Source organism: Rhizobium sp. NFR07, from assembly GCF_900111905.1.
In the GTDB taxonomy this organism is placed as follows: domain Bacteria; phylum Pseudomonadota; class Alphaproteobacteria; order Rhizobiales; family Rhizobiaceae; genus Neorhizobium.
Genome location: NZ_FOKM01000019.1, coordinates 19,456 through 34,522, shown reverse-complemented (window position 1 = coordinate 34,522; position 15,067 = coordinate 19,456). Strand labels below are relative to the sequence as shown.

Below are 15,067 nucleotides of genomic sequence, written 5' to 3'. Positions count from 1 at the left end.
ATTTCGTCCCGTCTCACTGCACGTTGAGTGCAAGGTTCGCCGCCGCCTGCAGGGCTGCGGAATAGTTGTTCACCACGAGGTCCACCGAGGCTGCGGTCGCATCGAAGACCGGAGCCGGATAGACGCCGAAGAAGATGGTCAGCGCGATCATCGGATAGAGGATGACCTTTTCACGGCCCGACAGATCGAGCAGCGACTTCAGGCTTTCTTTTTCAAGCGGCCCGAAAATGACGCGGCGGTAGAGCCACAGCGCATAGGAAGCCGACAGGATGACGCCGGTGGCGGCAAAAAGCGCGACCCATGTGTTGACGCGGAAGACGCCGATGATCGTCAGGAATTCGCCGATAAAGCCGGAGGTACCAGGCAGACCGACGTTTGCCATGGTGAAGATCATGAAGGCTACGGCGTATTTCGGCATGTTGCCGACGAGACCGCCATAGGCCGAAATCTCGCGGGTGTGGAGGCGGTCATAGACGACACCGACACAGAGGAAGAGCGCGCCCGAGACGATGCCGTGCGACAGCATCTGGAAGATGGCGCCCTGGAGACCCTGCGCATTGGCCGCAAAGATACCCATGGTGACATAGCCCATGTGGGCGACGGAAGAGTAAGCGATCAGCTTCTTAATGTCTTCCTGCATCAGCGCCACCAGCGAGGTATAGATGATGGCGATGACGGAAAGTGCGAAGACCAGCGGCGCGAAGTAATCGGATGCCAGCGGGAACATCTGCAGCGAGAAGCGGATCATGCCGTAACCGCCGAGCTTCAGCATGACGCCAGCCAGGATGACCGAACCTGCCGTCGGTGCCTGAACGTGGGCGTCTGGAAGCCAGGTGTGAACCGGCCACATCGGCATCTTGACCGAGAAGGCAGCGAAGCAGGCGAGCCACAGCCAGGTCTGCATGCCGGCCGGGAAGCCGTGCTTCAGGAGTTCCGGAATATCGGTCGTGCCGGCGTTCCAGTACATGGCCATGATGGCGAGCATCATCAGCACCGAGCCGAGCAGCGTGTAGAGGAAGAACTTGTAGGACGCGTAGACGCGATCCTTGCCGCCCCAAACGCCGATGATGACGAACATCGGGATCAGCGTCGCTTCGAAGAAGATGTAGAAGAGCACCACGTCGAGCGCGACGAACACGCCGACCATGACCACTTCCAGCAGCAGGAAGGCGATCATGTATTCCTTGATGCGCTTCTCGACCGACGTCCAGCTTGCCAGTACGCAGAAGGGCATGAGGAAGGTCGTCAGGATGACGAACAGCATGGAGATGCCGTCGACACCGAGATGATAGGCGATGCCGGTGCCGAGCCAGGCATGCTTCTCGACCATCTGGAAGCCGGCATCCGAGTTGTCGAAGCCGATCCAGACGAAGAGCGACAGGATAAAGGTCACGACCGTGGTCGCAAGCGAAATGTTTAGGACGTTGCGACGACCGTTCTCCCCTTCCCCGTTCATGAACAGGAGGAGGAGCACGCCGACCAGCGGCAGGAAGGTGACTGTCGAGAGAATTGGCCAGTCGGTCATTACATGGAGCTCCCGAGCATCATCCAGGTGACGAGGGCGGCGATGCCGATCATCATTGCGAAGGCGTAGTGATAAAGATAACCGGACTGCAGCTTGACGACCCGGTTGGTGACGTCGACCACGCGGGCGGCAACGCCGTTCGGGCCGTAGGTATCGATGACGCCGACGTCACCCTTCTTCCACAGGAACCGGCCAAGAGCTTTGGCGGAGCGGACGAAAAGGAAGTCGTAGAGTTCGTCGAAATACCACTTGTTGAGCAGGAACTGGTAGAGGCCCTGCTGCGACGCAGCGAGCTTCTTCGGGGTTTCCGGCGACTTGATGTAGAAGAACCAGGCGGTGATGAAACCGGTCGCCATGGCGACGAACGGGCTCCACTTCACCCAAAGCGGTACGTGGTGGAAGTGCTCAAGGATCTCGTTTTCCGGTAGCGTAAACAGCGCTCCCTTCCAGAATTCCTCGTAGTGATGGCCGAAGAAGTACCCCTCGAAAACAACACCGGCAAGCACCGCGCCGATGCCAAGGATGTAAAGCGGCGCTAGCATGACCAACGGGCTCTCATGGACGTGGTGCATGACCTCATGGCTCGCGCGTGGCTTGCCGAAGAAGGTAAGGAAGGCCAGGCGCCAGGAGTAGAAGCTGGTAAACAACGCGGCGATGACGAGAAGGACGAAAGCGAAGCCGGAGACCGAGGAGTGAGCGGCATAGGCGCTTTCGATGATCACGTCCTTGGAGAAGAAGCCGGCGAAACCGAGCATGGTGCCGGGGATGCCGACGCCGGTGAGCGCCAGCGTGCCGATCGTCATCATCCAGAATGTAATCGGGATGTGCTTCCTCAGACCACCCATGTAGCGCATGTCCTGTTCGCCATCGACGGCGTGGATGACCGAACCGGCTCCAAGGAACAAGAGCGCCTTGAAGAAGGCGTGGGTGAAGAGGTGGAAGACTGCCGCGCCATAGGCGCCGACGCCGAGTGCGACGAACATGTAGCCGAGCTGCGAGCAGGTCGAATAGGCGATGACACGCTTGATGTCGTTCTGCACGAGACCAACGGTCGCCGCAAAGAACGCAGTGATCGCGCCGATGACGGTGACGACGGTCAGCGCATCATGGGACAGTTCGAAGATCGGCGACATGCGGGCGACGAGGAAGACGCCGGCGGTGACCATGGTTGCTGCGTGAATGAGGGCCGAGACCGGGGTCGGGCCTTCCATCGCGTCCGGCAGCCAGGTGTGCAGCAGGAACTGCGCCGACTTACCCATGGCCCCCATGAAGAGCAGAAGGCAGGTGACGGTAAGCGCGGTGCTCTTGGTCAGTTCCATGCCGAAGAAATTGACGATGACCGCGTTAGCGTCAGCAGCGCCTTCTGCCGGCAGATAGTTGGCGGCGGCAGCGAAGATGGTTTCGAAGCTGATCGAGCCGAACAGGACAAAGACGCCGGCAATGCCGAGGATGAAGCCGAAGTCGCCGACGCGGTTGACGATGAAGGCCTTCATTGCGGCAGCCGAGGCGGACGGCTTCTTATACCAGAAACCGATCAGCAAGTAGGATGCCAGACCCACACCTTCCCAGCCGAAGAACATCTGCAGCAGGTTGTCTGCCGTGATGAGCATGAGCATGGCGAAGGTGAAGAGCGACAAGTAGGCGAAGAAGCGCGGCCGATGCGGGTCGTGGTGCATATAGCCGATCGAGTAGATATGCACGAGCGTCGACACAGTGTTGACGACGACGAACATGACAGCCGTCAGGGTGTCGATGCGGAAGGACCATTCGACATCGATGCCGCCGGACTGGATCCAGCGCAGGACTGAGACCTTGATCACTTCGCCAGCTTCCCCGTGGTGAAGTGCCACGTTGAAGAAGACGATCCACGATAGGATAGCAGCGACGATCATCAGGCCGCTGGTGACGTATTCGGATGCCTTGGCGCCGATCTGGCGGCCGAACAGGCCGGCGATCAGGAAGCCGATCAGGGGAAGAAAGACGATTGCCTTGTAGATCATGACCCGATCAGCCCTTCATCATATTGACGTCTTCGACCGCGATCGAGCCGCGGTTACGGTAGAAGACGACGAGAATTGCGAGACCGATGGCGGCTTCCGCAGCCGCGACGGTCAGAATGAACAATGCGAAGACCTGGCCGACGATGTCGTTCAGGAAAGACGAGAAGGCCACCATGTTGAGGTTGACCGACAGCAGGATCAGTTCGACCGACATCAGGATGATGATGACGTTTTTGCGGTTCAGGAAGATACCGAACACGCCGATCGTGAACAGGATGGCGCTGACCGTGAGGTAATGGGAAAGACCGATTTCCATTTTTCTATTCCTTTTTCCCTCAGAGGCCCTGGCCAGCTTTCACCTTGACCACCTCGACGGCGGTCTCCGGCGTGCGGGCGACCTGGCGGGAAATATCCTGCCGCTTGATGTTCTGGCGGTGACGCAGCGTCAGTACGATCGCTCCGATCATCGCGACCAGCAGCACCATGCCGGCGAGCTGGAAGAAGTAGACGTAATTCGTGTAAAGCACGTCGCCGAGGGCGGCCGTGTTGGTCCGTTCCGCCGGGTTGGGGATCGGCATGGTGATCGACTTGGCGGCTTCCGGCGTCAGCACGCTGCCGCCGATGACGACGATCAGCTCGGCCGCGACAATCAAGCCGACCAGCACGCCGACCGGCGCGTTGCGTACGATGCCGGAGCGCAGCTCGGCGAAGTCGATGTCGAGCATCATGACGACGAAGAGGAAGAGAACCGCGACCGCGCCGATGTAAACCACCAGCAGGATCATCGCGAGGAATTCCGCCCCCGTCAGCAGGAAGAGACCCGCCGAGTTGAAGAAGACCAGGATCAGGAACAGTACCGAGTGAACCGGGTTCTTGGCCGATATGACCATGAACGCCGACGCCACGGCGACGAACGCGAACAGATAGAAGAATATAGCCTGCAGACCCATAGTGGTGCCTTCTCGTCCCTCGTCGGGATCGGGCTTCTCGCCCTACCCGCCTGACCGATGCGAAATTTCAAGCATCGGAACTAAATTTCAATGAGCCGGCACCATCTAGCGGCCGGCGGACGCGCCTTAACGGTAAGGCGAGTCCATTGCGATATTGCGGGCGATTTCACGCTCCCAGCGGTCGCCGTTCTCCAGGAGACGCGCCTTGTCGAAATAGAGTTCTTCACGGGTCTCCGTCGAGAACTCAAAATTCGGGCCTTCGACGATCGCGTCGACCGGGCAGGCTTCCTGGCAGAAACCGCAATAGATGCATTTCACCATATCGATGTCGTAACGCACCGTGCGGCGGGTGCCGTCATTGCGGCGCGGACCTGCCTCTATGGTGATTGCCTGAGCAGGACAGATCGCCTCACACAGCTTGCACGCGATGCAGCGCTCTTCGCCGTTCGGATAACGGCGCAATGCGTGTTCGCCGCGGAAGCGAGGAGAGATCGGGCCCTTTTCGAAAGGATAGTTGATCGTGGCCTTCTGCTTGAAGAAATAGCGCATCGACAGGAAGAAGGCGCCGACGAATTCTTTCAGGAACAGCGAGTTGATAGCCTGAGCAATAGCCATCTTATTCTCCAATAATGCTGGAAGCGCGGAGGGTCATGATCATGCCCATCCCGTCAGCTTCAGCGTAAATGCTACGACAACGACCATGGCAAGTGACAGAGGAAGAAAAACCTTCCAGCCAAGACGCATGAGTTGATCATAGCGGTAGCGCGGCACGAACGCCTTCACCATGGCGAACATGAAGAAAACCAGTGTTGCCTTCAGCACGAACCAGATGATGCCCGGGACCCAATTGATCAGCCAGAAGTCAACCGGCGGCAGCCAGCCACCGAGGAAGAGGATCGTCGTCAGCGAGCAGATAAGCAGGATAGCGGCATACTCACCGAGCATCAGCATCATGTACGGGGCCGACGCATATTCGACCATGTAGCCCGCGACAAGTTCGGATTCAGCTTCCGGAAGATCGAAGGGCGGACGGTTGGTTTCGGCAAGACCCGAGATGAAGAAGATCACGAACATCGGGAAGAGCGACAGCCAGTGCCAGTCGAGGAAGGAGTTCGGCAAACCGAGCTTGGTGCCAAGGCCGTCCTGCTGGGCATAGACAATGTCCGTCAGGTTGAGCGAGCCGACGCAAAGAAGCACCGCGACGATGACAAAACCAATCGAGACTTCGTAGGACACCATCTGCGCAGCCGAGCGCAGCGCGCCAAGGAATGGATATTTCGAGTTCGACGCCCATCCGGCCATGATGATGCCGTAGACCTCAAGCGACGAGATCGCAAAGACGTACAGGATGCCAACATTGATGTTGGAAACGACCCAGCCGTCATTGAGCGGAATGACCGCCCAGGTGGCGAGCGCAAGCGTTACCGATACCAGAGGGGCCAAAAGGAAAACACCTTTGTTGGCACCGGCCGGAATGATCGGCTCTTTTAGAATGAACTTCAAAAGGTCGGCAAAGGACTGGAATAGGCCGAAAGGACCGACAACGTTCGGTCCACGACGCAGCTGGACAGCTGCCCAGATCTTGCGGTCCGCAAGCAGGATGTAGGCGATAAAGACGAGCAGGCAGACCAACAGAAGCAGTGACTGACCAACCATGATCAGCGCCGGCCAGACATAAGTCCAAAAGAACGAGTCCATATTCATATTACTCCGCCGCAGCCTGGAAATTGTTGCGGGCCAGCGCCGAGCATTCCGCCATGACGGCAGATGCGCGAGCGATCGGGTTTGTCAGATAGAAGTCCTTGACCGGCGAGGTGAAACCACCCTTCGACAAGCTTTCGGCTTTCTGGCCGAGCGTAGCGATGTCGTTGACAGAGCCTGCGGCGATTTCGTCGATGGCGGCGAAGTGCGGGTAAGTCTGGTAGAGGGCCGCACGCAATGCCGACAGGCTATCAAACGGCAGCTTCTTGCCAAGCACGTCAGAGAGCGCGCGGATGATTGCCCATTCCTCTCGAGCCTCGCCCGGCGCAAAGCCGGCGCGGTTGCCCATCTGGACGCGGCCTTCGGTATTGACCCAGGTCCCTGACTTTTCAGTATAGGCGGCACCCGGCAGAATGACATCGGCGTTCATTGCGCCGGCGTCACCATGGCTGCCAATGTAGACCGTGCACTTTGCGTACTTGGCAGAGAAGTTCATCTCGTCGGCGCCAAGCAGGAAGAGAACGTCCATCGAGCGCAGCATGGTTGCCGCATCGGCACCCTTCGCCCCCGGCACGAAACCGAGATCGAGGCCGCCGACGCGCGATGCCGCGGTGTGGAGAACGGCAAAGCCATTCCACTCTTCAGTCAACGCACCGACTGAGCCGGCGAGCTGGGAAGCCGCCTGGAGAACGGCCAGACCGTCCGGACGGGATAGAGCCCCCTGCCCTACGATAATCATCGGCTTCTTGGCGCTGCGAAGCTTTTCAGCAAAGCCGTTTGCTCCCGATGCGAGATCGGAAAGTGTTTCCGAGCCGGCGCCGAGATAATCATAGGCATACCGCAGATCGCTAACCTCGCCGATCACCCCGATCGGGAAGTTGCCGCGACGGAAGCGCTTGCGAATTCTTGCATTAAGAACAGCGGCCTCGAGGCGCGGGTTAGCACCGATGATGAGCAGCGCGCCTGCCTGTTCGATGCCTTCGATTGTCGGGTTAAACAGATAGCTTGCACGACCGAGCGACGGATCAAGCGCCGTCCCGTCCTGGCGACAGTCGAGGTTTTCCGAGCCGAGCGAGGCGAGGAGTTCCTTCAGCGCATACATCTCTTCAACGGAAGCGAGATCGCCTGCGATCGCTCCGATCTTGGCACCGGACGTCGCGGAGACGGCAGATTTGATGGCGCCGAACGCTTCACCCCAGGTCGCTGGCTGCAAACGGCCGTCCTTGCGGACGTAAGGGCGGTCGAGACGCTGGGTCTTCAGGCCATCCCAGATGAAGCGGGTCTTGTCCGAGATCCACTCTTCGTTCACCTGCTCGTTGACACGCGGCATAATGCGCATGACTTCTCGGCCGCGGGTATCGACGCGGATCGCGGAGCCGACTGCATCCATGACGTCGATTGATTCAGTTTTGCCAAGTTCCCAGGGACGGGCCGTGAAAGCGAAGGGACGCGATGTCAAAGCACCGACCGGGCAGAGGTCAATCACGTTGCCCTGCAGCTCAGACGTCATAGCATGTTCAAGATAGGTCGTGATCTCGGCGTCCTCACCGCGACCGATCAGGCCAAGTTCGGAGATGCCACCAACCTCGGTCGTGAAACGGACGCAGCGTGTGCAGTGAATGCAGCGGTTCATCACGGTCTTGACGAGAGGGCCAATATATTTGTCTTCGACGGCGCGCTTGTTCTCGCCATAGCGGGAACTGTCGATGCCGAAAGCCATGGCCTGGTCTTGCAGGTCGCATTCGCCGCCCTGGTCGCAGATCGGGCAATCGAGCGGATGGTTGATGAGCAGGAATTCCATTACGCCTTCGCGGGCCTTTTTCACCATTGGCGTGTTGGTGAAGATTTCCGGCAATTCGCCGTTCGGGCCGCCGCGCACGTCGCGCACACCCATGGCGCAGGAGGCTGCCGGCTTAGGCGGGCCACCCTTCACCTCGATGAGGCACATGCGGCAATTACCCGCCACGGACAGACGCTCGTGGAAACAAAAGCGCGGGATCTCAGCGCCGGCTTCCTCGCACGCCTGAAGCAGCGTGAAATGATCCGGGACCTCGATTTCCTTGCCGTCTACCTTCAGCTTCGTCATCGTATCACTTACGTCCTGTGTTCAACCCGAGCCTGCGCCCGGAACTAGTCCATTTCAACAGCCGGTCGCCCTTTCCAGTGCGTTACTCGGCGGCCTCCATGACGGCGCCCTGAGAGGTCGCGTTGTGCGTGTACTGGTCGATCCGTGCCTCGATCTCCGGACGGAAATTGCGGATCAAACCCTGGATCGGCCAAGCGGCTGCGTCGCCGAGCGCGCAGATCGTGTGGCCTTCAATCTGTTTCGAGACCTGGAACAGCATGTCGATTTCGCGTTTTTGTGCATTACCCCGGACCATTCGCTCAAGAACGCGCATCATCCAGCCGGTGCCTTCGCGGCACGGAGTGCACTGGCCGCAGCTTTCGTGTTTGAAGAAGGCCGCAATGCGCCAGATCGCCTTGATGACGTCGGTCGACTTGTCCATGACGATCATGCCGCCGGTGCCGAAGGAGGACTTGACGTCGCGCATCCCGTCGAAATCCATAATCGCGTCTGCCATGTCCTCGCCCCGCACGATCGGGCAGGATGCGCCACCTGGGATAACGGCAAGCAGATTGTCCCAGCCGCCGCGGATGCCGCCGCAATGGGTGTCAATGAGCTCGCGGAAGGTTCGACCCATCGCTTCTTCGAAAGTACAGGGCTTGTTAACGTGGCCCGACACCATAAACAGTTTGGTGCCGACATTGTTCGGGCGGCCGATGGCCGAGAACCAGGCGGCGCCGCGGCGCAGGATGGTTGGGGCGACGGCGATCGATTCAACGTTGTTGACCGTGGTCGGGCAGCCGTAGAGGCCCATGTTGGCCGGGAACGGCGGCTTCAAACGGGGCTGACCCTTTTTACCTTCAAGGCTTTCGAGCAGCGCCGTTTCTTCGCCACAGATGTAGGCACCGGCGCCATGATGGACGTAGATGTCGAAATCCCAGCCGTTCTTGTTGTTCGGGCCGAGCAGACCACCAGCATAACATTCGTCGATCGCGGCCTGTAGGGCTTCGCGTTCGCGCATGTATTCACCGCGGACATAGATGTAGGCGGTGTGCGCGCCCATGGCGAAGCCAGCGATCACGCAGCCTTCGATCAGCGTGTGCGGATCGTTGCGCATGATCTCGCGGTCCTTGCAGGTTCCGGGCTCGGATTCATCGGCATTGACAACGAGGTAGTGAGGACGACCGTCGTTCTCCTTCGGCATGAAGGACCACTTGAGGCCTGTCGGGAAGCCTGCACCACCACGACCACGAAGTCCCGACGCCTTCATCTCATTGATGATCCAGTCGCGGCCGTTTTCTATGATCGTCTTCGTTCCATCCCAATGGCCACGGCTCATCGCGCCTTTCAAAGACTTGTCCTTGAGGCCGTAAATATTCGTGAAGATGCGGTCCTGGTCTTTCAGCATGATCTATCCACCTACTCGGCCGACATTAGCATATCAAATTTCGTTACTGGCATTTCCGGAAATACGACCGGTGCCACGGTTACTTTCAGCATCACGAGACCTCGCCTTCGGTCTTGGGTTTGCGAACCCGTTTCGGCTTGGTCTCACCAGACGGCACACCAGGCTCCGCAGGAGCGCCTTCCGCTTTGCTTCCACGCGCCTTAGGAGCCGCCTTGGCAGTGGTCGTCGTCGCCTCGCCCTTTTCGGCGATCTTGGCGTTTCTCGCTGCAGCCTTGGGCGCCGTTACGGGTGTCTTCAGCTTGGGGTCGGTCTCGGGCGCGGTGTCCTTTGGACGCGCGGCATCAGCTGGCGGGACGGATGCCGCCTCTTCGACCGGCTCTGCCTTCGGCTCAAGATTGGTGCGGACCGGTTTGATATCTTCAAGCAGCGTCACGGCGCCGCCTTCAGGGGCCGATTCGTGTCGATCGATCTGCGGACCGGTCTTGATGTCTGCGCCCTTGCCTGCCTCGAACTGGTCGATGATCTCTTCCAAGCGCTCAGGCGTCAGGTCCTCGTAGGCGTCCTTGAAGATGATGACCATTGGTGCGTTGACGCAAGCGCCCTGACATTCAACCTCCTCCCAGGAGAGCGTGCCGCTCTCGTTGCGATGCAGCGGGTCGTGATGGATCTTGCGCTGACAGACCTTGATCAGGTCTTCGGAGCCACGCAGCATGCAGGGCGTGGTGCCACAAACCTGGATATGCGCGCGGGTACCGATCGGCTTTAACTGGAACTGGGTGTAGAAGGTCGCCACTTCCATGACGCGGATATAGGGCATATCCAGCTTGGCAGCGATGTGCTCAATCGCGGCGCGGGTGACCCAGCCGTCCTGCTCCTGCGCTCGCATGAGCAGCGGGATGACAGCAGACTGCTGCCGGCCTTCCGGATATTTCCTGATCGTTGCCTCGGCCCATGCCGCATTTTCCTCGCTAAACGCGAAGTTAACCGGCTGGAACTGCTCTTCGGCTAGTCGACGAACGGACATTCTTTATCACGCCTTATCAGTAGTTGAGACACGCTGGGACGCCGCCGAAAAAACGGCCTTCCAAGCATAGGCAGACATGGCAGCGATGACTTGAGCCATCACCGATCCACCTCGCCAAACACGATATCAAGCGAGCCCAGCACGGCGGAAACGTCCGCGAGCTGATGACCGCGACACATGAAATCCATTGCCTGCAGATGCGCATAGCCTGGGGCACGAATTTTGCATCGATAGGGCTTGTTGGTACCGTCAGCAACGAGGAACACACCAAACTCACCCTTCGGAGCCTCAACGGCCGCGTAAACTTCTCCGGGCGGCACGTGATAGCCTTCGGTATAAAGCTTGAAGTGATGGATGAGTGCTTCCATCGACCGCTTCATCTCGCCGCGCTTTGGCGGCACGATCTTTCCGTCAATAGAAGAGACTGGGCCAGTCTTGGCATCGCTGAGCAGGCGATTGACACATTGCTTCATGATTTTACAGGATTCGCGCATCTCGATCATGCGGATCAGATAGCGGTCGTAACAGTCGCCGTTCTTGCCAATTGGAATGTCGAAATCGAGTTCGCTATAGCACTCATAGGGCTGCGACTTGCGCAGGTCCCAGGCAGCACCGGAACCACGTACCATGACGCCGGAAAAGCCCCAGGCCCAAGCATCGTCGAGGCTGACGACGCCGATATCGACATTGCGCTGCTTGAAGATGCGGTTGCCGGTCAAAAGATTATCAATGTCGTCGAGTTTGGCCGGGAATTCGTCACACCACCTGCCGATATCCTCTACCAGCTCAACCGGCAGATCCTGGTGGACGCCGCCGGGACGGAAATAGGCTGCGTGCATGCGCGAACCAGAGGCACGCTCATAGAAAACCATCAGCTTTTCGCGTTCCTCGAAACCCCATAGCGGCGGGGTGAGCGCGCCCACGTCCATCGCTTGGGTTGTGACGTTGAGAAGATGCGACAGAATGCGGCTGATTTCCGAATAAAGTACGCGAATGAGCTGGCCGCGGATGGGGATAGTGATCCCGAGCAGCTTTTCGACGGCGAGGGAATAGCCATGCTCCTGGTTCATCGGAGCGACGTAATCGAGACGATCGAAATAGGGCAAAGCCTGGAGATAGGTCTTCGCCTCGATCAGCTTTTCGGTGCCGCGGTGGAGCAGACCGATATGGGGATCGACGCGCTCGACGATTTCGCCGTCCAACTCAAGCACGAGGCGCAAGACGCCGTGGGCGGCCGGGTGCTGCGGCCCAAAATTGATGTTGAAGTTGCGAACGTTATGCTCAGTCATGCTGTTGCTCCGTGCCAGCGCTCAAGCGCCCGGGCGGGGAAAACGTGGAGGCGTCCGGCGCGGCGCCGCGCCAGCGTCAGGTCGTTACGTCTTGGCTTTCTCGTCGCCCGGAAGAACGTAGTCGGTCCCCTCCCAAGGGCTCAAAAAGTCGAAGCTGCGAAATTCCTGGCGAAGCTCGACCGGTTCGTAAACGACCCGTTTGACGCTGTCGTCGTATCGAACCTCGACATAACCGGTGGTCGGGAAATCCTTACGCAGCGGATGACCTTCAAAGCCGTAGTCAGTGAGAATGCGGCGAAGGTCAGGATGTCCGGTGAAGAGGATCCCATACATGTCCCATGCTTCGCGCTCGAACCAGTCAGCTCCAGGGTAAACCTGGCAAGCAGACGGTACGGCTTCGTCCTCTGCCGTTGCGAGCTTCACGCGGATACGCAGGTTCTGCTTCGGCGACAGCAGGTGATAGACGACGTCGAACCGCTTGGCGCGCGCCGGGTAGTCAACACCGCAGATATCGATAAAGCTGACGAAGCCGCAACGGGCGTCATCCCTCAGGAAGCTCAGGAGCTCGATGACGCTTTCGCCATCGGAGACGAGCGTCAGTTCGCCATAGGCAAGAATGGCCTCTTCCACGAGCGACGGACGAGCTTCGCGGATATAGGTGGAAAGATCGTGCAGGGCTTCAGTCATGATATCCTCCTCAAGCCCTCAACGCTCGATCGTACCGGTGCGCCGGATCTTCTTCTGCAGCAGGAGCACGCCGTAAAGCAGCGCCTCTGCCGTGGGGGGACAGCCCGGCACGTAGATATCGATCGGCACGACGCGGTCACAACCGCGCACGACAGAATAGGAATAGTGGTAGTAACCGCCGCCATTGGCGCAGGAGCCCATCGAAATGACGTAACGCGGCTCCGGCATCTGGTCGTAAACCTTGCGCAGTGCGGGCGCCATCTTGTTGGTCAGCGTTCCGGCGACGATCATAACGTCGGATTGGCGTGGGCTGGCGCGTGGCGCAAAGCCGAAACGTTCGACGTCGTAACGCGGCATGGAGAGCTGCATCATCTCGACAGCACAACAGGCAAGACCGAAGGTCATCCACATAAGGGAGCCGGTACGGGCCCAGTTGATCAGCTCGTCGGTAGAGGTAACGAGAAAACCTTTGTCGGCCAGCTCATTGTTGATTTCACCGAAGAAAGCGTCGTCGCTGCCAATCGGCTTCCCGGTATTCGGATCTATTATGCCTTTCGGCCGAGGCGCAACGAGGGTGCTGCCGCTATCGACTACTCCCATTCCAGCGCTCCTTTCTTCCATTCGTAGATAAAGCCAATGGTGAGAACACCAAGAAAGACCATCATCGACCAGAAGCCGAACCAACCCATTTCGCCGAAGGATACGGCCCAAGGGAAAAGGAAGGCGACCTCAAGATCAAAAATAATAAAGAGGATCGACACGAGGTAGAATCGGATGTCGAACTTCATGCGCGCGTCGTCAAAAGCATTGAAGCCGCATTCGTAAGCGGAAAGCTTTTCTGCGTCGGGCGCCTTATATGCCACGGCGAACGGGGCAACCAGAAGCGCCAGGCCGATGACCAGTGAGATTCCGATAAATATAGCAATCGGGATATATGACGCGAGGAGTTCACTCATGATATTCCATCCCTGCCTGCATAAGCGCCGGGAAGCACTTTATTCTAACCAGTGCACGGCAAGCGAACGTGCATTGCAAACAAGCCCGTGACTAGCGCAGCCGAGCCCCCCACGCAAGTGCTTTAACGGCGCACCGCACACGCATAGCGGTGTGGAAGACGACTAAATGTCGCACACCGTGCCAGAATGGCGGAAACGCAGGGAAAATGCTCGTGCTGCAGCAGCGAAATTATCTCGGATAATTATTAACAGGAGCAGGAACTTCAAGGTTTGCAGGATGATTTGCGTTTTGCCAACTGTGACTACGACCGGACATCCTGCGACGATACCGCGCAGCCGAGTCGCACCATATTGATCCAGATCAACTCGCCAAAAGCCGGTAGGGTAATCAAACGGTTGCCGCAGTGCACAATGAGAACTCGCGTGATGCGGGAGGCCTCCAATCAATCCTCTGTAGGTGACGCAGGAGACAAAACGGCAGCCGGACATCGCGGTCGATCACGTAATTGCGATGCAACATCCAACCCTCCGAGCAACTTACGCAACCCAGTCGGCCGACTCCTGCCCTTACCGGCGGCACGGCATGTAGGGCAACAAGCAGCGAAACGATCTATAGGAACGGGTGAGTGAGCCGCGGGAAAAACAAGCACACTCCCGAAGTGCGACCATGGTCGCCAGCATACTAACCGATGCGGAAAAAAATGGCGCGAGTGACGGGGCTCGAACCCGCGACCTCCGGCGTGACAGGCCGGCACTCTAACCGACTGAGCTACACCCGCGCATATTGCCTTTCGGCATCTTCCAGACAACCGGAAGAGAGTAAAGAGACGAAGAATGGCGCGAGTGACGGGGCTCGAACCCGCGACCTCCGGCGTGACAGGCCGGCACTCTAACCAACTGAGCTACACCCGCACATTCTTCAAGGGAACCCCTCGGAACCTTCGGGGAAACCACTTGGCCGGGCGACCTCAATCGCTCGGTTGGCGGCTTCCTAAGAGGTTCGCGAACGGGTGTCAAGCAGGTTTCAAGACAAAACAATGACGCAATTCCTCTTTCCACTGCGACCATCATATTTTGCAGGGTTTCGACGAAAAATTCAAAAAAACATCAAGAAGGCTCTTGCGGTTTTTTCACGATCCGCATAGATCAGCGCCACTGACGCGGCGGGGACGACCCGGTCTCGCGAAGGGCGATTAGCTCAGTTGGTAGAGCGCCTCGTTTACACCGAGGATGTCGGGAGTTCGAGTCTCTCATCGCCCACCATTCCCCAGATCAAAGTCCATCTTCCAAAGTTGCAGTGGTCACTTCGTCTAGTGGCGTTTTTGCCGCGGTAGTGAGAAGATCTAGATTATCCCGGGCTTCTTGACGATCGAAGTCATTCCAACGCATCCCCCTCTTTTCCGGCTGTTCGCTAAAAAAACTTGGTTTTGTGGAGATCCGCCCGTCCGATCGCGACGCGTGA

The 15,067-nt window shown here is 58.5% G+C and carries 13 protein-coding genes and 3 tRNA genes; 1 reads left to right on the top strand and 15 read right to left on the bottom strand.

Annotated elements, in window-relative coordinates:
- Window positions 1-13: 13 nt before the first annotated feature.
- From BM216_RS28585 to BM216_RS28515, 15 genes are all read right to left on the bottom strand, one after another.
- Window positions 14-1,525, bottom strand: coding sequence for an NADH-quinone oxidoreductase subunit M (locus tag BM216_RS28585; protein WP_093003036.1), 1,512 nt, complete (start codon window positions 1,523-1,525; stop codon window positions 14-16).
- Window positions 1,525-3,525, bottom strand: a complete 2,001-nt coding sequence (gene nuoL, locus BM216_RS28580; RefSeq protein WP_093003034.1) for an NADH-quinone oxidoreductase subunit L — start codon at window positions 3,523-3,525, stop codon at window positions 1,525-1,527. The genes BM216_RS28585 and nuoL overlap by 1 nt, the downstream gene beginning before the upstream one ends.
- 7 nt (window positions 3,526-3,532) lie before the next feature.
- Window positions 3,533-3,841, bottom strand: coding sequence for an NADH-quinone oxidoreductase subunit NuoK (gene nuoK, locus BM216_RS28575; RefSeq protein WP_093003032.1), 309 nt, complete (start codon window positions 3,839-3,841; stop codon window positions 3,533-3,535).
- Between the two features lie 19 nt (window positions 3,842-3,860).
- Entirely contained in the window at window positions 3,861-4,475 is a 615-nt protein-coding gene (locus tag BM216_RS28570) for an NADH-quinone oxidoreductase subunit J (protein WP_093003030.1), read from the bottom strand.
- 126 nt (window positions 4,476-4,601) lie between these two features.
- Complete coding sequence (gene nuoI / locus BM216_RS28565; protein WP_093003028.1) at window positions 4,602-5,090, bottom strand: NADH-quinone oxidoreductase subunit NuoI; 489 nt, start codon at window positions 5,088-5,090, stop codon at window positions 4,602-4,604.
- Between the two features lie 39 nt (window positions 5,091-5,129).
- On the bottom strand, window positions 5,130-6,173 hold the full coding sequence (nuoH, locus tag BM216_RS28560; RefSeq protein WP_093003174.1) for an NADH-quinone oxidoreductase subunit NuoH: 1,044 nt from the start codon (window positions 6,171-6,173) through the stop codon (window positions 5,130-5,132).
- 7 nt (window positions 6,174-6,180) lie between these two features.
- Window positions 6,181-8,262, bottom strand: coding sequence for an NADH-quinone oxidoreductase subunit NuoG (gene nuoG / locus BM216_RS28555; RefSeq protein WP_093003026.1), 2,082 nt, complete (start codon window positions 8,260-8,262; stop codon window positions 6,181-6,183).
- A gap of 82 nt (window positions 8,263-8,344) precedes the next feature.
- Complete coding sequence (gene nuoF, locus BM216_RS28550) at window positions 8,345-9,649, bottom strand: NADH-quinone oxidoreductase subunit NuoF (RefSeq protein WP_093003024.1); 1,305 nt, start codon at window positions 9,647-9,649, stop codon at window positions 8,345-8,347.
- A gap of 91 nt (window positions 9,650-9,740) precedes the next feature.
- A complete protein-coding gene (gene nuoE, locus BM216_RS28545) occupies window positions 9,741-10,673 on the bottom strand; it encodes an NADH-quinone oxidoreductase subunit NuoE (protein WP_093003022.1) in 933 nt (310 codons plus the stop codon).
- A gap of 98 nt (window positions 10,674-10,771) precedes the next feature.
- Window positions 10,772-11,962, bottom strand: coding sequence for an NADH-quinone oxidoreductase subunit D (locus tag BM216_RS28540; protein WP_093003020.1), 1,191 nt, complete (start codon window positions 11,960-11,962; stop codon window positions 10,772-10,774).
- A gap of 84 nt (window positions 11,963-12,046) precedes the next feature.
- Window positions 12,047-12,649, bottom strand: a complete 603-nt coding sequence (locus BM216_RS28535) for an NADH-quinone oxidoreductase subunit C (RefSeq protein WP_093003018.1) — start codon at window positions 12,647-12,649, stop codon at window positions 12,047-12,049.
- Between the two features lie 18 nt (window positions 12,650-12,667).
- Window positions 12,668-13,249 (bottom strand): NuoB/complex I 20 kDa subunit family protein, encoded by a 582-nt coding sequence (locus BM216_RS28530; protein WP_093003016.1) that lies wholly within the window; start codon window positions 13,247-13,249, stop codon window positions 12,668-12,670.
- Window positions 13,240-13,605, bottom strand: coding sequence for an NADH-quinone oxidoreductase subunit A (locus BM216_RS28525; protein WP_093003014.1), 366 nt, complete (start codon window positions 13,603-13,605; stop codon window positions 13,240-13,242). The genes BM216_RS28530 and BM216_RS28525 overlap by 10 nt, the downstream gene beginning before the upstream one ends.
- A gap of 702 nt (window positions 13,606-14,307) precedes the next feature.
- Window positions 14,308-14,384: transfer RNA gene (locus tag BM216_RS28520), tRNA-Asp, on the bottom strand.
- 56 nt (window positions 14,385-14,440) lie between these two features.
- A tRNA-Asp gene (locus tag BM216_RS28515) sits at window positions 14,441-14,517 on the bottom strand.
- Window positions 14,518-14,792: 275 nt separating this feature from the next.
- Here BM216_RS28515 and BM216_RS28510 point away from each other — a divergent pair.
- Window positions 14,793-14,868 (top strand) — tRNA-Val (locus tag BM216_RS28510).
- The last annotated feature ends 199 nt before the right edge of the window (window positions 14,869-15,067 follow it).